16 protein-coding genes are annotated in these 21,454 nt (G+C 39.8%); 2 read left to right on the top strand and 14 right to left on the bottom strand.

What is annotated here, in order from left to right; all coding sequences use genetic code 11:
- Positions 1-2 precede the first annotated feature (2 nt).
- Positions 3-3,131, bottom strand: a complete 3,129-nt coding sequence (locus SFU91_00605; GenBank protein ID MDX2127517.1) for a S8 family serine peptidase — start codon at positions 3,129-3,131, stop codon at positions 3-5.
- A 108-nt stretch (positions 3,132-3,239) separates the two neighbouring features.
- On the bottom strand, positions 3,240-5,393 hold the full coding sequence (locus SFU91_00610; protein ID MDX2127518.1) for a VWA domain-containing protein: 2,154 nt from the start codon (positions 5,391-5,393) through the stop codon (positions 3,240-3,242).
- A gap of 161 nt (positions 5,394-5,554) precedes the next feature.
- Here SFU91_00610 and SFU91_00615 point away from each other — a divergent pair, with 161 nt between their 5' ends.
- Complete coding sequence (locus SFU91_00615) at positions 5,555-6,268, top strand: LytTR family DNA-binding domain-containing protein (protein MDX2127519.1); 714 nt, start codon at positions 5,555-5,557, stop codon at positions 6,266-6,268.
- A 69-nt stretch (positions 6,269-6,337) separates the two neighbouring features.
- Here SFU91_00615 and SFU91_00620 read toward each other — a convergent pair whose 3' ends face one another.
- The 3 genes from SFU91_00620 to rfbD form a co-directional block, all read right to left on the bottom strand.
- A complete protein-coding gene (locus SFU91_00620; protein ID MDX2127520.1) occupies positions 6,338-7,891 on the bottom strand; it encodes an acyl-CoA carboxylase subunit beta in 1,554 nt (517 codons plus the stop codon).
- Between the two features lie 71 nt (positions 7,892-7,962).
- Entirely contained in the window at positions 7,963-8,517 is a 555-nt protein-coding gene (locus tag SFU91_00625) for a peroxiredoxin family protein (protein MDX2127521.1), read from the bottom strand.
- A 174-nt stretch (positions 8,518-8,691) separates the two neighbouring features.
- Positions 8,692-9,612: a dTDP-4-dehydrorhamnose reductase gene (gene rfbD, locus SFU91_00630; protein ID MDX2127522.1), complete on the bottom strand. Its 921-nt coding sequence runs from the start codon at positions 9,610-9,612 to the stop codon at positions 8,692-8,694.
- Positions 9,613-9,758: 146 nt separating this feature from the next.
- Between rfbD and SFU91_00635 the strand changes: the two genes are divergently transcribed.
- Positions 9,759-10,547 (top strand): hypothetical protein, encoded by a 789-nt coding sequence (locus SFU91_00635; GenBank protein ID MDX2127523.1) that lies wholly within the window; start codon positions 9,759-9,761, stop codon positions 10,545-10,547.
- A 5-nt stretch (positions 10,548-10,552) separates the two neighbouring features.
- On the opposite strand, the gene SFU91_00640 is transcribed toward SFU91_00635, so the two are convergent.
- From SFU91_00640 to SFU91_00680, 9 genes are all read right to left on the bottom strand, one after another.
- Positions 10,553-11,680, bottom strand: a complete 1,128-nt coding sequence (locus tag SFU91_00640) for a carboxypeptidase regulatory-like domain-containing protein (protein MDX2127524.1) — start codon at positions 11,678-11,680, stop codon at positions 10,553-10,555.
- 115 nt (positions 11,681-11,795) lie between these two features.
- On the bottom strand, positions 11,796-14,909 hold the full coding sequence (locus tag SFU91_00645; GenBank protein ID MDX2127525.1) for a hypothetical protein: 3,114 nt from the start codon (positions 14,907-14,909) through the stop codon (positions 11,796-11,798).
- A gap of 137 nt (positions 14,910-15,046) precedes the next feature.
- Complete coding sequence (locus SFU91_00650) at positions 15,047-15,259, bottom strand: hypothetical protein (GenBank protein MDX2127526.1); 213 nt, start codon at positions 15,257-15,259, stop codon at positions 15,047-15,049.
- A 56-nt stretch (positions 15,260-15,315) separates the two neighbouring features.
- Positions 15,316-15,714: a hypothetical protein gene (locus tag SFU91_00655; GenBank protein ID MDX2127527.1), complete on the bottom strand. Its 399-nt coding sequence runs from the start codon at positions 15,712-15,714 to the stop codon at positions 15,316-15,318.
- Between the two features lies 1 nt (position 15,715).
- A complete protein-coding gene (locus SFU91_00660) occupies positions 15,716-18,295 on the bottom strand; it encodes a hypothetical protein (protein ID MDX2127528.1) in 2,580 nt (859 codons plus the stop codon).
- Positions 18,295-20,061: a hypothetical protein gene (locus SFU91_00665; protein MDX2127529.1), complete on the bottom strand. Its 1,767-nt coding sequence runs from the start codon at positions 20,059-20,061 to the stop codon at positions 18,295-18,297. Before SFU91_00665 ends, SFU91_00660 begins: the two co-directional genes overlap by 1 nt.
- Before the next feature lies 1 nt (position 20,062).
- Positions 20,063-20,266, bottom strand: a complete 204-nt coding sequence (locus SFU91_00670) for a hypothetical protein (GenBank protein ID MDX2127530.1) — start codon at positions 20,264-20,266, stop codon at positions 20,063-20,065.
- Positions 20,267-20,278: 12 nt separating this feature from the next.
- Positions 20,279-20,905, bottom strand: a complete 627-nt coding sequence (locus SFU91_00675) for a hypothetical protein (protein ID MDX2127531.1) — start codon at positions 20,903-20,905, stop codon at positions 20,279-20,281.
- Between the two features lie 11 nt (positions 20,906-20,916).
- A complete protein-coding gene (locus SFU91_00680) occupies positions 20,917-21,324 on the bottom strand; it encodes a Gp37 family protein (protein ID MDX2127532.1) in 408 nt (135 codons plus the stop codon).
- Positions 21,325-21,454: the final 130 nt, after the last annotated feature.

Genomic DNA, 21,454 nt, shown 5'->3' on the forward strand with positions numbered 1-21,454 from the left:
GTTTACTTCACCAAAGTCATTTTTTTTGAATCAATAGTGTTACCTGAAATCAATCGGTAGAAATAAACCCCCGACGATAATCCATTGGCGTTAAAAGGAATTCGATAGGTTCCTGCGGATTGCCTTGTATTAACAAGGGTCGCGATTTTTCGGCCTAAAACATCAAAGACCTCCAGCTTTACATCCGAAGCATTTGCGATTTGATATTGAATCGTAGTGGATGGATTAAAAGGATTCGGATAATTCTGACTTAAATTAAAGGGATGAACTCTTGGCCCTCCTTCGCTTGGAGAAGATAAGATTGTTTCAGACTCTGCATAACGAAATATTTGGAAGCCGTTTGCCAAAGCATAACCAATTAAAGAATCGCTTTTGGGTACAAAACTAAAATATACAGTGTTGGAAGGAAATGGGTCAGAAAACCGTCGAAGCCAAGTGTTTCCACCGTCGCGGCTAAAAAAGGGCTGAAACCCGGAAATTGAGCTTGCAGATGAGCCAACTGCGGCAAGCATCCAAATCGCATTGGTGCCTTTATAAGCGCCAATCGATGCCGGAAATTGAACTGTAGGAGAATTGCTTGGATAAGCAGCTGTTGTAAAGGTTTCCCCTCCTGTGTTTGTACGCGCTAAGACACCGCCACTTATTGCATTACTTGTTACACGATACCCACCGACAACACCATTGGCATTATTGGTAAACGCGATTCCCCAAACCCAAGCATTTGTGGCATCCTGTATTGGCGTATCCACCCAAGTATCTCCTCCATTCGCTGTTCTGAAAACACGCCCTTGATTGGTACCAAACCACCCGAAATTTTCGTCTAAGAAAAATGCCCCGTTGTTGAGTCCAAATTCACCACTGGTTGGTGGTGTAACATCAACGGTTCGATCCCAAGTTGTACCGCCATTTGTGGTTTTGACAACCAAATACACAAATGGATCTCCTGCAGGGTCGCTAAGTGCAATACCATTGGTTGAATTCCAAAAATGAATGTAATTAAAGAATGAACCTGAGGGGCCAGTATAAACAGTTTCCCAAGTTGAGCCACCGTTGGTAGTGCGGTAAATGCTTGCTCCGCTTGAAGCACCGTCACCTACAAACGCGGTGGTAGCATCCAATGCAAAAACAGTATAGAGATTTTGGCTGGTTGGAGCCGCTTTTTTTGTCCAAGTATTTGCCCCATCGGTTGAAAGAAAAACTTCTCCGCCGTCACCGCAAACCCAAACGACATTTTTACTTGGGGAGTAAATGCTATGAAGATCAATCGCATTAAGAGAAAAAACGCTTGACCAGACTTTATTGAAGATATCGATGTTTTGAGCATCGGTATAGTTGCTGGAAGTATAATTTAATGTAAGATTGAGAGAATTAAAGTTGAGATTTACATTGCCGGGAATCGTTAATTGATAAATAAGGGTGGCTTTTGCGTCCTTAGGCAATTTAACGCTTTTACTGGCATCATTTATGGTGATGGTTTGAGTGCCTTGCTGAATCAAGTTAAAATTGATAGTTGCTTCTTCACCATAATTGGTGACATTGATGGTCACTGTTTGATTTGAAGCGTTATAAGAAAAATTATCAAACTCAACTGCCGGATTGCTCGTATCCGAGAGCGCTGCTAAGGCATCAATTTTTCTTCCATTTAATGAAGAAAGAAATTGAGATGTTCCTCGAATTTGGCTCATGATTCTTTTTCCAGACCAAGTCGGAAACTTGCTACGCATCAACCCCGCTAAACCGGCGACAACGGGAGAAGCCATCGAAGTTCCACCAAGTGAGGCGTATGGACGATTTGCATTATAGTTTGGATTTACATCAACCGAGCGTAAAGGGACAGTACTTAAAATGCCGTTACCCGTTGCATAAACATCAACCCAATTCCCAAAATTTGAAAAACTGGATTTTGAACCGATAGAGCCGGTGTGATTTACAGAGCCAACACTTAAAACGCCATCAAATGCTGCGGGATAAAAAAGGGCATTTGTATTTGAATTGCCCGCAGCTGCAACAATAACAACTCCAAGTGCTAACACTTGATCAATGGTGTTTTTTCCAAGAGAGGAACTTGAAGAGCCTCCCCAACTGCAATTGATGATTTGAGCTCCGTTAACCGCTGCATACAAAATCGCTTGGTATCCAAATCCAACTGCTCTAGGTGAGGCTTGAGTGCCTCCAGCCTTTACTGCCATTACGCGACAATTATACCCAACCCCTGCGACTCCGGTAACGTTATCGGTCGCTGCGCCTGCCGTACCTGCCACATGCGTACCGTGACCTGAGAATTCATCTAATGGATTATTATCCGCAACTGCAGTTGTAGAACCTGAATTCCAAAAATCCCATCCTCTCCAATCATCCACATAGCCATTACCGTCGTCATCGATGCCGTTGGTTGATTTATCACGCGATTGTCCGTCAAGACCGGTTTCTCCCGGGTTCGTCCAAATCTTTCCTTGCAAATCAGGATGATTATAATCAATACCGCTATCGGTAATTCCAATAATCACGCTTGAACTTCCGGTTGATAGATCCCAAGCCGAGGGTATATTTTGATAGTTAAAAAAATCATGACCGGAAGTATTAAAAAGGGTATCATTCGGAATCAATGTGGTTTCATAAATATAGTTTGGCTCAGCATATTCAACGCCTGCTAAGGATGAGATTCGTCTTGCCAAGGATGCTGCATCTTCGGGAGAAGAATAGTAAACCTCATATATCCGTGACATATCTCGAGAAATCTCAGCAACAGCAGTTTGCGGGTCTTTTTGGGATTCCATCCGTGAAACGGTAGATCGTTCTTTCAAAACGGATTCGAGTTTCTCAGAATATCCTTTTTTCCAAATCGGTCTCATTTCTTTCATACCGAATTGTGAAAGAAAGCGTTCGACATATTGAACGTTATTTGTTCCGCCTACAGTTTCTCTCTCGTTAATTGTCAAACTTTCCTCATTTTTAAACTTAACAATCAACATGCCCGGCATATATGCTTGGCTTTGGCGGGAAGATTTGATTTGTTGGGCTTTGCTAACCGGTTGTGCGTAACAATCGCTCGAGAAGAATGTAGCGATTGCAATGAAAAATAAGGCAAAACGAAAAAAGCTGAAACAGTTCATCATTGAAAATTTTTTCATGTTTTGTTGAAATTGATCGTAGAAATAAAATCAGAAAAAAAAGTGCATTGCAATAAAGAAATGTACTGAAAACAAATTGAGAAAAAGAGAATCAAATGAGAACTTATGTTACGCCTCAATTTTTCGACCTAAATACCCTTCGGTTAGAAGAAGCAAAAGCGCAACACCAAGTAGAATTTTCCAAATACTGAATCCAAATCGAGTGGAATTAAGAAAAGATTCAATATCAATGTTCGATTCGAAAAGTGAAATTGAGTGCGAATCGATACCAAGTCTTTGACCTGTAACAACAATTTCGTCTTGGGTTAAACTTGTAATGTCAGATTCAATCAGTTTATAATTTACTGCAAATTTATATAGGATTTGAGAAATGCCGTTTTTCTGCCCCACAACATCGTAGTGACCGCACTGTGTGATTTCATTTGCCTCAATTCGAAGTCGGGTTAACCCGCGCTTGTCTATTATCTTCGGAAAAAACGATTCGCCATTTGGCCGTTTGACAGCAATCTGCTCGAAGTTCTCGCTAGTTGAGAATGGAATTTCTGCGGGCTCGCCTGCCCAAAAATGATTGGTCATTTTTTTTCCACTTTTGAAGGTGTAAAAAACCGATCGAAATATCAATGGTGCAAATAAGGGATGAAAGACCAAAGTACCGGTTTCTGAAATCGGAAGTGTATTAAATAGGATAACCTCTCCCGATTTCATTCGCGAAGCTGTAATTATTGGAATACCTGTACTTGCTTGAAGAAGAAGTGATTCTTTAGGTGATTTTTGATATCGACTCAATTGATAAAAAATGGGTAAATCAGAATTGTCACCACCATTTTTTCTATTGGATTTTCTTAGAAAAGTGCCTTCAAAAAGCGGATGATTTTGATCGAGATACTCTGTTGAAAATGGGGTCGCGCGCGAGGCGTTTGGTTCAGGCTGAAAAATGCCTAACCCCAAGTTTCTTAAAAGTTGATTCGCCGGTTCATAACTCAATGGATTAGAATATGACTCTGAGAATAATACAAGACCTCCCCCATTCGCGACAAACATAGAAAGCTTTTGATTTATTCCGGTTGTTAGATCCGACATTCCCACAACGAAAACATTGTCATATTTATCAAGATTTCTGCTTTCCAATTGTGAGGGCTCAAGCGTATTTATCTCAAACAAATCATTGCCTTCATAGCTTTCAAATGCCGCCCTTATGAATTTTGTTTTTGAAATCGAATTTGACACAAGAAGAATTTTGATCTTTTCCGGAATAAACATTACACCATACCGTTTGTTATCGATTGATAAATTATCATCCCCTGAATCAATTTGATACGAAATAAATCCGGTAGAATTGGGTGTGGCGGTGAGAAGTATTTCATGAGTTTTTTTTTCATTTAAAAGAACGCTTCGATCTGCCCCGAGTTTTTCATTGATAAACAACCGTGTGCGAATTTCGCCTGAATTGATTAAACGAGAAGTATCTGTATTATTACTGGCGGCTTCAATCTGAATACGAATGGGTTTTTTGGGTTCAATTAACTTTGAAATAACTTCGGGTTCTTTTAATGAAATATTTTCCTTTGTTGGTGGAGAAACTTGAATAAAATAAGCGGTTTGTTTGCCTTCAGTCAATTTGGTGGGCTTGGAGAGTGAATCATTAGAATAGAAACCTGATGGATGAAAATCTGAAACAAGATAAATCTCTTGAGAAAGATTTTTTTGTTTTTTTAAAAAGTTAGACGCTTCCAGTAGCCGTTTTTCCATAGAAACAAAAACGGGATTGACTTCTGCCGAAATAATTTTACGCTTTGCATCTTCCAATGTATAAGACCTTGTATAATCCTCTTCAAGTCCGGTAAAACTTAAAAAAAGTTCATCTTGCGGAGTTACATTGTCAATGATTTTAAGAGCAGCTTGTTTGGCTTGTTTCCATTGAGCGTAACCGAATCGATCGGTATATAGCATTGAAGGGCTTGAGTCGAGAATAAGAACAACAGAGGTACGTGGTCTTGTTGAAAGGTCATTTCCCGCGTTGAATTGCTCAAGAACCGGCTTTGCAAAAGCTGCAATAATAAAGAAGACAGCAAGACTTCGAAGAAGCAACAACAGCCATTGACGAAATTGGAACTTTCTTAGAGAGGAAGCCTTAATTTCTTTTATTAATCGAATTGAACTAAACACAAATTCTTCCTTTTTTTGAAATGAAAGAAAATGTATGATTAGCGGGATAGCAGTCATTGCAAGCCCAATAAGTATGGCAGGATTCAAAAAAAACATAATGCCGATAATATTCAGAAAAGTTCAAAAAAATTTTTAGCCTTCATAAAAATCGTAACGTATTATTAACAAACAAGTTTTAGAACAAATATCAATTCATTTTTTATCTTGCCGATAGAAATTGAAGTACATTATACGCCTAAAACAAAGTATAGCCGAAAATGCTTAGTCAAATACGTTGCATAATCGTAGATGATGAACCATATTCACAAGAAACGTTTCAATCGTTTGTAAAGATGACCGCTTCTTTGGAACTGGTTGCAGTTTGCGACTCCGCCATTGAGGCTGGAAATATTCTTCAAACAAAAAAAGTTGATCTTATTATTTTGGATATTGACCTTCCCGGAATGTCGGGAATTGACTTCTTAAAAAGTAAAACATTCACTTGTAAGGTCATTCTGATTACTGCCCATACGAATTTTGCTCTCGAAGCCTTTGAATATCCTGTATCTGATTTTTTGGCAAAACCGGTGAAATACAGTCGGTTTTTAAAGGCCATTGAAAAAGTCAGCTCCGAGCTCGTAATCTTAGAAAAAGCAAAGAGTGTTGATAAAACAATTTATATCCGCAGTCAAGAAAATGGTGAAACCATCTTTCGCCGTGTTTTTGTCAATGACATTTTATGGATCAAGTCTGACGGTGACTATCTGAACCTCACTACCACCAATTTCTCTGAGTACAGTATTTTGAATTCGCTCAGAGAACTTGAAGAGGAACTTACTTCAAGCAAATTTATTCGAATCCACCGCTCTTATATTATCAACATTGATAAAGTTGATGCCTTTGACGAAGCCGGTGTCTATATCCAAAATAAGTTCTTACCGGTTGGGCCGACCTACAAGTTGATTCTGAAAGAGTACTTGAAAACATTGTAAGAAAAAAAATCATGAATAAAGAAAGAGGGCAGTAAAAACTGCCCTCTTTTCATTTCTAAACCAATGATTTTACAAAGGGATATTCCCGTGTTTCTTTCTTGGGTTTGTATCCACTTTGTATTTGATTTTTCTAAATGCCCGAATCAGACGGCCTCTGGTTTCGCGCGGAAAAATGATTTCATCGATATACCCTTTTTCTGCGGCTAAATAAGGGTGAGCAAAAAGTTGCTCGAATTCAGAAGTTTTCTTTTTCAATTCTTCTGCCTGATCCTGAGCAGCATCAATTTCTTTCTTGAAGATAATCTCAGCAGCACCTTGCGCACCCATAACCGCAATTTCCGCTGTTGGCCAAGCAAAATTGAAATCTCCGCGAATATGTTTTGAGCTCATTACATCATAAGCCCCGCCATATGCTTTGCGAGTAATAACGGTAACTTTTGGCACCGTTGCCTCTGCAAATGCGTAAAGAAGTTTTGCACCGTGAATAATAATTCCACCCCATTCTTGATCGGTTCCGGGTAAAAACCCCGGAACATCAACCAATGTTAGAAGTGGGATATTAAAACAATCGCAAAAGCGAACAAAGCGAGCGGCTTTCCTCGCCGAGCGAATCCCTAAAACACCGGCAAGTCCGGCAGGGTCATTCGCGACTATCCCGACACTCATTCCGCCTAAGCGTGCAAAGCCCACCAATATACTCTCTGCATAATCTTTTTGAACTTCCAAAAATTCACCCCCATCGACCAAGTTTGTAATTACATCACGCATTGAATAAGGAATATTGGCCGATTCTGGAATCACGGTATCCAAAAATTTCTCGGCGTCGGGTGGTGCAGAAATTTCGGCGATGTCAAGAGGTTTCTCTTCGCAATTTTGAGGCATATAAGAAAGCAATTTCTTGATCGTTTCAAGAACTTCAAGTTCATTTTCGCAAGCAAAGTGAGCAACACCTGATTTTGAAGCATGCGTTTCGGCACCGCCAAGCTCTTCAAAAGTAACCTCTTCGTGAGTGACCGTTTTCACCACACTTGGCCCAGTCACAAACATATAGCTTGTGTTTTTTGCCATCAAGATAAAATCAGTAATTGCTGGCGAGTAAACTGCACCACCAGCACAAGGGCCCAAAACGGCAGAAAGCTGAGGTACCACGCCGGAAGCTAAAGTATTCCTCAAAAAAATATCGGCATAGCCACCAAGCGAATCAACACCTTCTTGAATCCGAGCACCGCCGGAATCGTTGAGGCCAATCACCGGATACCCATTTTTCATTGCTAAATCCATAATCTTACAGATTTTAGCGGCGTTCGCACCAGAAAGCGACCCTCCTAAAACAGTGAAATCTTGACTAAAAATTGCGACTGTCCGCCCGTTGATTGTACCAAAACCTGTGATACATCCATCTGCTAAAAATCGTTGTGAATCGAGACCGAAATTTGTACTCTCATGACGAACAAACATTCCCATTTCTTGGAATGAACCGTCATCGATAAGTAATGAAATTCTTTCGCGTGCGGTGAGTTTTCCTTTTTTATGCTGTTGGGCGATTCGTTGTTCGCCCCCAAGTTTCTGAGCTTCTTCGCGAAGCTCTTCAAGGCGTTTGAATTTTGATGCGTTACTTGGCATACTTCTTAATGGTTTTTTTAATGAAAACGGCGAAGCCGATAATGTTTGAATGTAAAAAAACGAAAATAGTGTTACTGAAGCTCCTCGATAACCCGAAGCATCTCCCCGTTATTGGGTAATGATGGAAGCATATCCTCAATACCAGTTCCAGATAGATATTTATACATTATTTTCCCTTGCTGATCAAGTACAAATTGAGCCGGAAGTGGTGCGCCTAAAGCCGCACCGAGACCATAAAGATTGTACACTTCCCAATTAGGATCGGAAAGAAATGGAAATTGAAACTGTTGTTCCAACGCAATCTGCCGGGTCATTTCAGCAGTGGTTGTATTGAGTACAACAAGCTCAGCACCTCTATTTTTGAAAACGTCGAAATCTCGTTGCAGCTGTTGCAAGTGAGGGTAGCAGATCGGACAAAAAATTTTATCGGTAAAAATGCGTGTAAAAACCAGCAGTATTGGTTTCCCATAAAAATCGGATAGTCGCGTTTTTTTTCCGGAGGCATCGGTCAAAGTAAAATTCGGAGCGAAATCTCCAAGTGCAAAACGATCGATGGTAACGCGCGGGATAAAGTTATTCGTGAACTGGGTGGTGATGGGGTTTATCGAATCAAGAATGCTCGGCATAATAAACTTCCTCTTATGTTCTGAAAACAGGAAAGACCCTTTCGCATTTGACCCCAAAAGAGCCTTTGAATCATTACAAGGTAGGGGAAAGAAGCGAATCTTCAAGTAAATACATGATGAAATTTTATCAATTGAAGCCCGTTTTGGACGCTTTCAATTGACTCATTCGGAGGCTTAATGCTTGGGTTGAAAATGCTTAAGGTATTGATCGCGGAAAATGGAAAGACTTTCGGGTGTTGAAAGAAATCGAATCCCAAGTTCTGATTCAGCCTTTAATGTAATAAGTCCTGAGCGCAGTGGGCGTGGCGCCAATTGGTTTAAATCGGCTGTTTTAATTGGTTTGATCAGCAATGGGTCATAACCAAAGGCATTGGCAAGCAACTTTGCAAATTCGTATCGAGAGATAATTTCAGGCCCTGAAATGTGATAAAGACCTTTACGATTTTGATTGACAAGCTCATAAATGCCCCGCGCGAGATCATCAGCAAGGGTTGCATTCCCAATTTGATCATCGACAATAGTAACAGGTTCTCCATTCCCAAGCTTTTGAGCTAGCCATATCGCGAAATTTTTTTTGACTTTTTCAGCAATTCCATACACAACCATTGTTCTCACGATAATCCAATTATCATTTGCTGCTCTAACAGCATTTTCAGATGCCAATTTTCCTTTTCCGTAATAGCTGAGTGGGTTTGGTAATGAGACTTCGTCGTAAGGGCCGCTCTTGCCGTCAAAAACATAATCGGTTGATACATGAACAAGCTTTGCGCCAACAAGACGAGCCGCAGCAATGAGGTTCTCGACGGAAGTAACATTGGCTTTCCAAGAATTTTCTTTATCACGCTCTGCGCCGTCAACATCTGTAAAGGCTGCGGCATTGATAATGACATCCGGCGAATAATTCCAAATTAGTTCTTTGACATCGCCGCGCTGACATAGGTCTAAAGTCATGTAGCCAAAACTGGAGGTTTGATTATAGGCGTTCTCCTGCCTTGCCGTAACAAGCAAATCATAGGTTCGATCGTTTGAGAAGGCATCAGTCAACTTTTGCCCTAAAAGACCGTTCGCTCCGGTAATTAAAATTCTTTTATACATAATCTTTATATCGTAGGGCAAAGAAACATCATTTCTTTGGTTCAAAAAAATGCTTCTATTTGTACCAAAAAAGTAAAACCAACAATTGCAAAACAAAATGAGGTACAACCGCGTTAACTTGGTTTAATTCTCACACTTCATGCAAAATGATGACAGGAAAAAGAAATTACTTTCATTGGATTTCAAGCGTATTTGCACTCGCAATTTTATTCTCTTGTAGTGGGCCGTTAGAACCCATATTTTCAGAAACTCCGCGATTTCCAGACCAATTAGGTTCAGTTTGGGTGTATAACGATTACTCTGATACTAGTGGTACCGGACGACTGTTTGAACTTATCGGTCAAATTCGAAGAGAAGTTGTCGTTGCAGATTCATTCAAAGGGAAATCAGCCGTCTTTGTAGAAAGCTGGTTTACTCCTGTCCCAAATTCAGGGCTCGATGCAACACGCGATACCACGATTTTTTCGATTGAAGGGAACAATCGAATGATTTATTTAGAATCCATTTCCGATTTGATTGGCGATTTATTTCCTGCAAACCTTGAAGGTACTTTTCGCCCCGGTTGGTATCCCTATTTGATGTACCGAACGAATGATGAATATACCATTATCGAGCGTGATACGCTTCGAACATTGATTGGCACTGATACACTGTTTCTTTATGTTTCAGTTTCGGGTAAGGTGCTACAAGAAGATACCTTAAGCGTAAATGGGCAAGTAAGAACTGTTACACCTCTGAATCTTTCAGTATCACTCTCCGCAAAATTTCAGGATGTTTTTGTTCCATTTGCCCCGCTTATTATTTCTCATTGGTGTGGAGATAATGTTGGGCTTGTTCAACAAATTACGGGCTCCATTTCAATACCACCCGAGGTGTTAGGTGTATTAATTAGAAGCCCGTCTTTTCGATACGAACTCATTGACTTTCGGCAGTGATTGATCTATTCAATTTCAATTTTATTTGATTTTCTCATTTTGTTTAAGCGAAGCGTAGTAGATGTATTTCGATTGAAAATGCCGATATCGCCGCTCGAACTTGCCGTTGTATAGGTGTTGATGTTTCGAATTGTTCTTGAACCTCCTGTCACATCAATTTCAAATACACGCCAAGTATTTCCGCTTGTATTGGTTGCAACCATCGGCGGTGTATAGGTTCTAATAAGCCCTGAATTATCATAAACCCGAATTGTTGCTCCCGATGTATCAATTCCTCGAGCACCTGCAACGCCCTGAGATGTATAATTATGAATCGAATAGCGATACATACCATTTCTAAACTGGGAAATTGTAATTGTTTCGGGACCGAAACTATCCGTATCATCGACATCTAAAATAGCACCCGATACCTCTTCATTTGAATAGTAGCAATGAAAACGCTGAGACACTGTGCCTGAATCAGGGCCTGTAAGGTGGGAATCCAAATCACTTGGATTTTGTCCCCAAGTCAACACGATTCGAAAGCCTGTGCCGGTTACAGTTCTTGTAACGGTTTGAGGCGTTAAGGTACGAGTACCGGCAGAAATCGGAACATTATTAATAACCAAAGTGAAATAGTTGCTCCTTCGAATCACGCAAGTAAAGTTGCCGATTGCCACATTGGTGAAGGTGTAGTATCCCTCAGAATTGGTATAGCCTCGAAGCGCGATAAATGTTGTATCTGTGCCGAAAGAGAAAGTAACCAAAGCACTATCAAGCCCCGTTCCGGTTTGCGAGTTAATGATTCTTCCCGTAAATATTGCCAAACCATAGAGCGTATCAACACTTGAGCCACTTGCGCCTAAAGTAACTGATTTGGATAAAGTGGTATATCCATCCAATAAAACGCGCAAAGTATAGTTGCCTGAGACAACAGCATTAAAGCGATAAGCCCCGGAGTCATCGGTGGTGGTTGAATATGCCGGCGTTGATTCTGATTCTTTGGTGAGACTAACCGCGGCGTTTCGAACCCCAACTCCTGATGTGTTGAAGATTCTTCCGGTAACACCGTCTTCAGAGGAATCGGTGGCGCAAGAGAAAAAGAAGGGTAAAAAGAATAGGGAGATAACGAATGAAATAAATGTTCGAGTCATAACTACTCCTTAAATGTTGGTTTTACGGACAAAAAAGTTTGAGAAAATGGCTATCATAGTTTGAGAAAATGAAAAGATAGCTTAAAGTATGATTTTTAAGCGTTAATAGAGCCTTTTAACGAAAAGAAATCACTCTTTTTTGTCGATTACTTCTTGAAACAGCCAAACCTACCCTTTCATTAGATAACTCAACATCATTTTCAATCACATTCGTAATAGTTATTGTAGGCTGTAAAGAAGCCTTTTGAATCAAAGCAATCATCTGTGGTGTGTTCAAAATAAACTCTCTATTGGTTGAAGCCCCTGCCTTTTTGGCATCACCAACAACAGCAAGAGTAGGAGAGTCTACAATACCACCTGTGGCAAATGAAGGTGGTTGAATAAGAGAAGTAAGTGCCCCAACCAATATAGGGGCAAGAACAGCAGCAGCAAGAATCATAAAAATGTTACCCGTTGAAGCTGCATTCATAGCCAAAGCTTGAATAACTGCAATTGGAATTTGTGCAAGGGCACCCATATAAAAGTTTTGAGCATTCTGCCTTCTTAACTGCAAAGAAATATCATTTTGCTCCAATTCATTTTGAGATAAGGAACGGCGATAATCGGTGTCAATTTTTTCAAGCTTTTTAAACTTTTCCTCTTGAGTGATTCTTTCTTGTGAGGCAAGCCTTTTTACATCACTTATTTTTTTCTGCCTGTCCTCATCAAACAAAGCTCGTTCAGCGATCAACCTTTGTCGTGTTAAATCAAGTCGCTGGCGCTCTTGTTCTCTCTGAGCCGCAATCTGTTGATTTCCTGATGTTATCATCAAGTTAAAAATCTCAGATAAACTACTTCCTAAAGCCTGTAGAGAATTCTTTGAAAGCTCACCCCAATTAAAATCACCAATAGACTCTAATTGCAAATCAGTTTGTCTAAGCTTTTCATTTAACTCATCAATATTTCTTGTTATGATAGCAGATTCCTGAGGGTTAGCAAGCAAAGTCTGCCTTTGCGTATCACGCTGTGCTATTAATCGACTTCTTTGTGCCTGCAAAACAATACGATTTTCTACAGGAGTTCCTCTTTCAAATGAAGAAAGATTCTGTATAGAATCGAACTCATTTCTATCAATCTGTAACAATCGATCCTTCAACCCCAAATCAACTCTTAATCTCTCAGCATCCTTCTTAATTTGAGAAATCTCGGATTCGTACTTTATGATAGCTGAAGCAATCAAATCAATTTTTGCCATTTCATCGATCTCCATCAACTGAATCTCCCTTTTTCTCGCATCAAGTTCGATTTTCGCTAACGCCTGCTTTCGCTCAATTTCATCTGAATAAAGAGACACAATTTGACGGCTCAGTTCAATCTCCGCATTAAAGCGTTCTTGGTTCAACTTCTTCTGTGACTGTAAAGTAATCTCATCTCGTTTAGTTGAAGTCTCTGAATTAATAACATCCAATGCCGGCTGTAGTGACTGTGATAAACCTGAAGTTGTTACACTCGAAAGGTTCTTTTTTCCATCTATAACAGCCCGAAGATCAGTGTTTGATAAAAAGGGACTAAGCAAAGAGGCTTTCTGTGATTTAGACTGGAGTGTGATTAAGTCCTTTTCTTGTTCAATAGTAGATAGCCCTTTATTCTTTCGATCTCTCATTAAATTCTCAATCCCTTTAATTTTTGCATCAATTTCGATTTTCAAAGCGCGCTCAAGGATTTGGTCAATATTCACATTATATGAATCAATTTGCTCGCGAAGTTTTGATTGAGCATCTTCATTTAGGATATACTTGCTATCAGAGAGGAACTTAAAAGCTTTAGCGAGCTTTGACCTTATCAAAGCCACGGATGCGCTCCCAGCTATAGATTGATCTTTTAATCGGCCTGACTCAACAGTCAATTCTCCAACACTAAATCCAAAAAGCTTCTCAAAATTTGTTTCAACTTGCTTTTTTCGCTCTTCTAAAATTCTTAGTTGAGACTGTAATTTTTCCCTCTCATTGACAGCTGTTGGCAAATCAAGCTCTGCACCTGCCTGTGCTCTGTTTGAAAGAATTTCTCTCGCCTTACTAACATTGCCGGCATAAGTAGAAAACTTTGCAGATGTCTCATCGAACATCTTCCCTAACCTATATCCTTCAGATGTGAGCTTACGAAGCCCTTCCTTCAGATCGGAAAGCGTTCTTACTCTTTCCTCCTCAGACTTTTTCAGCCTCTCATTTAAGAGTAAATACAACTCAAAAACCGCTACTACACCGGCAGTTACAAGTGAGAATGATGACAGTGCAGCCTTAACGCCAAGTAGTTGCGCACGCAATACCGGTAGTATTTTATTCAAATTGGAAACCAAAAGAAACACACTACCAATTGATAATGAAATTGCAGAAAAACCACCTACAACCTGATTACTCAACAGATTTACAATCGTATCAAGTAAACTAATCATTGGTCGAAGGACGGCAAGAAGCTGCGAACCTATGGCTGCACTCAGATTTTCAGTATCTGTCTTAAGTTTAGCGATTTGGCCAGCCGCGCTCCCTAAGAATGAATTATAAGAGCCAGCTACCTTTGCACCTGTAACAAAAACTTCATTGAGTAAAGCTTGGGCCTTTTGGGCATCAGAAAGTGAAGCAGCTGTTAAGCCGGCCTTTTTGGCAAATTCTTCGTAAATCACAGAGGGATTCTTTTGGAAAAGCTTATCAGTTCCTTCATCCAAACCTAAAAGTGCCTGATTTATTGCAACCAAACTTTCAGAAGCTGAAAGGCCTTGCGCCGCACCTACATTTAGTAAAGCTTCAATAGCTTTTTTTGTCTTTTCAGTTTCACCTGCTTTTGTGGTGAGTTTTGAAAGAATTATAGCAAATTCGTTTGACTCGCTCGCCGATAAAGCGAATTCAATCCTTACTTGCTGTGAAATACGCGATAATTCCAAATATGAAGTACCGGTAATCTTCGCCGCGGCAATAAGTTTGTTTTGAGATTTTTCAACTTCAAGTGCAGAATTAATGAACTGTGAATAAGTGCCTACTAAAGCCGTCACAGCTGCACCTACTTCTAAAAAAGTAGATGCTAAGTCATTTAAACCGGATTGTGTTGAACCAGAGAACTTCTTTGTTTTAGAGATTTTCTGATTAAATTCATCAAACCTTTTGTTTGTCTCATTGAGCTTTGAATTAAAATCACTTACATCACCGTCAAGCTTAATCTTAACCTTAGCTTCTTTTTTTGATATGTTTACCATCATTCTCCTTTTTTTTGCAATTGGTCTATTCGCCTGTGTTTTCAAGGCGATGTATGATGAAGCAAGCTATGAGTTTAAAAAAATGGACTTAAGCGCAATCATTTCACTTAGCATTTTAACTTTTGGCGCGATTGCGGTTTTCATTTATTTCGTCCGTGTAGCGTAAGGTGAAAAACAATTGACTTTCTTTTCATTAAAACCAGCAGGTAGGCTGTAGATTGGAGTAGGCATTCCTTATCAATCATCAATAAATCAACCTGAACTTCCATACTCACGCCCCAATTTTTAATGTTGTTTAAAAGAGCTTCCCTTGCTTTGTTTTGCGCATTTTCAAGCCTTTCAAAGGCTCTCATCGATTTATCCTTCTTTGTATCCGATACTTGACTTTCATAAATACGCGCAGCACTCCTCATTTTTGTAGCATATTCATCGGCAGCTCGCGTGAGGAGAGAAAATTCATCCGCATACTGATTAAACCCAATGAATACAAGGCGAAAAAATGTTCCAACACACCTTCGAGCTTCCAAAGAGGCTCCTGATCAACAGCATCAGAACTTAGCCCTGTAAAATCACCTTCAAGGCAAGCTTGATAAATTTCAATTGCTCTTCCTTGCTCATAAAGGGATAAAATCTTATCGAGATAAACCTTCTGGGTTTGAACATTACTAAAGTCATTGAGTGATTGTATATCAAGAATCTTTGCGACTTTAATCGCTCTTGACGCACTTTCAACAACTTGCATTTTCCGACCGCAAAGCTCAAAAGGCTTGTTTTGCGAAGCAGGTTTCTTTTTGAAGAATGAAATCATGTTATTCAAAAGGATAGTTTAATTGACATTCTAAAGAATTGTAGCTGACGATAACTTGCTGAAAGTGCCTCAAAGTGCTATTCGATCCTTCAGAAGCCTTTGATTGACTTATCGCATTAAAAAGCTCTGCGACTGTAGTTACAGGGCCAATTGGATCAGAATCGGAGTTGTTGAATAAAACCGCTGACACATAGTAGTGAACAGTGTGAAGCTGATTGCCATTTATTCCGCAACTTTGACCTACAAAAAACCATCCCGGACTTTGGAGAGCAGCTGGCGTTCCGTAGTAAGCAACAACATCCAAAGAGATTTGGTCAATTCCGTTCCCGTGCTGAAGCTCCACGTAAACCGTTTTATTCCACTGTACATTTATGATTGCTCTTAACTCATTGAGTCGAGTAGCATTCATAGAGGATGAAAGATTCAAAACAGACACGTTCTTTATTAACCGAGATACCCCGTCATAAGTGCCTTGCAGATATACTCTGTTGTAATCTTGATCATAGATATAAAGAGAAATCGTACAACTACCAGATGCGTTCCAAACTAACTGATATGGATTCTCATTCAATGCAGATTGCTCAAGGTTAATGGATACTGAACCATCCTTCCAAAAAAGAGGATTCTTTGTATGCGGTTGAAGAAACCTTACTGAAAGTATTGCCCCATAAGTTTGTACAGGTAAGATAGCTGGGGTAAAGTCGGATGAAATCGAGTTTTCCAAATCATCAACATCAATCCGTAGTGGCAAGTAAAGAGAAGAAACCCCTTCAATTAAATCGCTCTGAAAACTAATAAGAGAATTATAAAAGGTGACCGGATTTTGACTGACAACTTTTAAATTTTCAAACCTATTCTCTATGCTTAAACCAATCTTTAGGTGGTAAAAAAGCAAGCAGTCAGCTAAGCTCGAACTTACAAAACAATCGTTCCCAACATGTGAGAAGAAGCGAAATGGATAGTTAAAAACGGTAGTGTCCGAGGTTCTATAAAAGAGTCGATTGAAGGCATACTCTGTGCGAGCAACATTTCCAACAGATTCTGTAAACGGTAAGGTCAAATCTTCAAAAGTAAAACCATCTCTTCTCTTAGAAGCGAGTATTATACTTTGCTCTAATGAAAACTCCTCACTTGAAACAGATTCAAATAAGGGGTTACGGTCACGTGAAAGATAGACTCGTTTTTTAGTATAAGCGTCGGGCTGTTCTTCGCCTTGCTCGTCTCCAGCCCCAAAAATCTCTTTTACTTCAATTTTTTTAGCGTTAAGTCTCTCATTTCTTAATGTATAGGGTTCTTCCTCAACTAACTCAAAGTCAAGTTGATTTTTTGAGTCAAGCAAAGAAGAAGTCTGTTTCTTTAGGTCATCAAAAAGAGTAAAAGCAGTCCCATTATAGCTGTAACGCTTTCCGTCGTGTTGAAATCTTTGGTATGTAATCCTGAAGAAACCTTTGTTTTGATCCGTACCAACAAACTCGATAAAAGGCTTCACTCCAACAGCATCACATAACTTCATCAGAACATCCATAACTGTTTCTTCTTGAAGAAATGAAAATGGATACTCTAAATCCTTATCCGGGTAGATACCATCTTTACTTCTTAAGCCACGTGTAGGTTGGACTGAACTACCTCGTTGACGCTCACTATCCATAAAAGCATTACCTTGGCCAAATAGATCAGAGAGTACAAAAACACGCATATCAATGAAAGCTTCAATCAGGTCTCTTCGGTTAAAAGAGACGGTCATGTCTTGGGAAGGATTGTACGAAGATGGATTTATTTCCAAAAACCCTATTTGATGAATACCTTGGAAAAGTGTGGTTTGACTTGGCGTAAAAATTATTCCATAAGCACTAAAAAATTGATTAAGGTATTTTGCGAAAAGCTCAAGGATAGTCGCGATTCTTCTAAATGAAGCATATATAATCCATTTGTCAGTGACATTCCTCTGGAAAACCTCCAATTCATTCAAAACAAAATCGATGAAGCCAAGACCATTTGAATTTACTTTCTCCCGGCCAGTAACGGGAGGATTTAATGGAGAAGAAGTGTAAATCAAAAAATCGAGGGTTTGGTTATCGACAACCGGTAAAGCCTTTAGAACACAAGAAATGTGAACTGCGGTTAGCGTCTTCAAGGAAAACTTACTTGAGCAATTCTCCGGGGCTGAAGGCGTTGAAGTAGAATTAAGCCTCTGAAAATTATAAGGGATAAATCTTTTCTGTTGAACCAATTCAGGCACTTGGATAATTCCCATAAAAATTGGAACTACAGGCAACCCAATCTCTCCTTGCTGGAAAGAAATAAAGAAGTCATTGTCAGGCTTTGAAAAGACAACATCTGAAGGGAATTCTTCGGTAAACTCTAACGAGATTGAAGAAAATTCAGGTTCACGGCTCGATTCATTCAAACGTACAAAACTAAGATTTGGTATAACAGGAAGTATGCCTGATGGCTCGGGGTAAAAATAAAAGACATCGCCAGTGCCTTGCTTTTCATATTCGAGCACATCAAGATAATAGCTTTTAGTAGCCCCATTTTCGGATTGGCTTGAAATCGCAAAACGGTGGATCGTCTTTTTCATCAAATAAAGTTCCGATTGCGTTTCATAAAGTAAGCCCCAATCTCTTCCAAATCCGCTTTGGTTGGAATAGTGGCGTTAGTATCCCCAACACCATCACCTGCAATTAAAAACCAATCGGAAGCTAAAACATCAGGTGTGCCACCGGCAGTTAAATTAGGGAATAACATTGATGACCAAGAACCCGCTGCATTTGCTACTGCATTAGCGGTACCTACATTTAACAAAGTATCAGTAGGTGAAGTAAGACTGATGTTATCTTGACCGCTTAAATTTGGATATAGATACAATCTTGCATCGTCATTTGTATTACCTGCATTTGGTGCTACATTGATAAACCATACTCTCACAGCCGGAACCGCCGTTGAAAGATTAACTGTTCCTTCCACACTTGAACCCTTTTGCACTCTTAATCTTGGAGGTAAATTGTTAACGCTTCTTATTGAGTAAATTCCATTTGATCCATTCGCGGAACTGAATAAAACAGGTTCAATTGCATTGGTTGGATGAGTCGATGTCTGGAAGTTTAGTGACCGAAAGAAAAACATTCCCATCGTAACTCTATTCCGCCCCATAAACCGGGAAAGATTACCGGCAATAGCATTATTCCCATTTCTAAGACCACCCATTTGACCTTGTGCTCCGAATACTTCAGGGTTAAAAAAAGAAGATAGAGCTGAAATTCTTTGAGAAGAATAATTTGTAGGACTAAGCGTAGAAAGAAAAGAAGCGTTTGGAACTACCTGATTCTGAACATAAAGTCCAAGGTTGATATAGGTTCTTTGGTCAGCACCGGACAGAAGCTCACTTACATTTGCATTAGCCCACACTAAATCCCAAATTTTGAAAGGTGCTGAACAAAACGCAAATGACACCCAAGCAGTTACTTCTCCAAGGTACTCACATCTGACACGGCAATAGATAATTCTTTGTCTCAAAACGTTTGATGAACTTGAAGGAACATCTTGAGCTTCAGTCTTAGGAACTAATGCTGCTTGTGCTGAAGTAAGGAAATATCTTGTATCAGCAACTTGTGAGGCATTGCAAGTAAAACTTAAAGCCGGGGCGAGAGCCGGGTTTCCACTATTCCAGTTCTGCCAAGTATAGAATTCAAAACGCCAAACAAAAGCATTTCGAATGGTAGCGGGAAAAGAAGAAAGATTATTGGTGATTCTAAGACCTAAAAGCGACGGATGAATCTGAGCAAACCTGCCGTAAATAGTGGAACGATCCGTACCAGAGACATTTCGAGCAAGCAGCATCCCACCTCCAACATCAGTGGAATTGGTTATGAAATTCGAGCCTCTTTGCTCACCAAATTCAATTATAGGCTGAGGAGGAGAAACGGGCGGACGGAGAAAGTTTATATCTGAATGAATACAAAAAAAGGATAGCGTAGCAAGTGACTCTTCAGCTGCAATAATCTCAAGATTTAATGAAACAAGTGAAGGAATTTGAATAATATCGAATTGGCCGCTGACTTCATTAAACACTAAACTAACCAATCTTACATACCAAAATCCCTTAGCAATCTCATTCAAACGATCAACATTTTCCGCAGTACCCGGCAAGAGCTCAAGCAGCTCCAATTCGAATTCAATTCTCCAAGAGGTTAAGACGCCTCCAGTTCGCCCACCGGCAGTTTTATTTGACTTGGCCTTGTAATAAGGCTTTTCATTAAGCCTTCCGATAGAAGTATAACCCGAACCGAAAGTCCGGGATATTTGTACATCATAACGGTGGTATCGAACTTTAGAGAGATCGCTCATACTAAACGAGTAAACTTCTCAATGAAGAAATTGAAGCTTCAATAACAATCTCTTGATTTTTCAACCTCGTAAGTTGCAACCGCTGATTTGAAAGTAGGGATTCATTATCGCCAATCTTTACTTCAAGATCAGCGATATCAACTTTCTGTTTTTGTAAACGAAACTCAAGAGACTTAATTTCTTCTTGAACAATGTTCTGATCCATAATCAAAAAAAATTAAGCGTTAGTTAAGGAGACGGCCGGAAAGTTAGCTGCATATCCAACTTCAGAAGCTAAAAACACACCTCGCCAGAAATCCACATAAGATGTATCGATGCTGATTAAGCAGCCAGCATAATTCTCTTCTTCAGTATCCTGACCGGGTGCAAACTTATGAAACCCGTACACGTCTGGCCAGTTAACTACAACAGCCATATCATCACCGATAAACTGTACTTGCTTAACCAAACGGTTATTTCCGGCAAGTGCGCCATTTTCAATTCCTAATCGCGCCAAAAGTGTAGATATGACGGGATTATTCTTTCGAATGATAAGTTCTAAATCTCGCTTTACACGGCCAAGGCTTTTTCCAAAATTCGTACTCACAAATTCCGGCTTTATTTCAAGCTCAAAAGCGTTTAAGTCACCCAAATCAATGTCAGCGTTTGTAACGCCTACACCCACACCATCACCATCAACAATTAGTCGAACAAGCATTCGATTATTGCTTTTTCTGAACTTTTCAAATTCGGCTGCGAGGTTCAACATACCTTGCAGCGATGTTGCTGGTACCGGACCGGTAGCGCCTCTCAAATCGGCTGTGGCTAAAGCAGAAAAAGCGGCTTTTAATGCAACTAAAGGCATAATTAGAATATTTAAGTTTTGTAAAGATTTAACTGTATCTGAAAAATCATCTGTGAAATCCAAAGCCCGTTTTGCCAAGTAACAACCCTCTCACCTGTCGGTATCCAATAGCCTTTGAGGTATGTTCGACCAAAAATTTTTTCTCTTACTTGACTAAATATGGCATAAACGCCATTACTTGAATCCTGCAAACCAATACTCTGAATCGTAATAGCAACTTTAGCCGTAACCCTTACGCCAATTTTTTGGGAGCTTTGCAGTTCATCAAACTCCGATCCGTCATAACTTAAAAGAAGTGCTCCAGAAGGATGCGAAAGCGTATAATCATTCGCATCTGGGAATAAGATGATTTCATAATTCAAACCTGTAAGCGCACTTACAATGTCGTTTAACAAAGAAACCGGGTCACCATCCCACATAGTCACCTTCCAAAAAGATAAAATAGAACCAGTACCACAACCGCAACCCCAACCCAAAAAGTGAAATCACTTTTTACTGATAAAGATTGATACTCTTCTTTCAGCGCGATGTATGACGCCTTTAAGGTGT

The organism is Chloroherpetonaceae bacterium, from assembly GCA_033763895.1.
GTDB lineage: Bacteria > Bacteroidota > Chlorobiia > Chlorobiales > Thermochlorobacteraceae > JANRJQ01.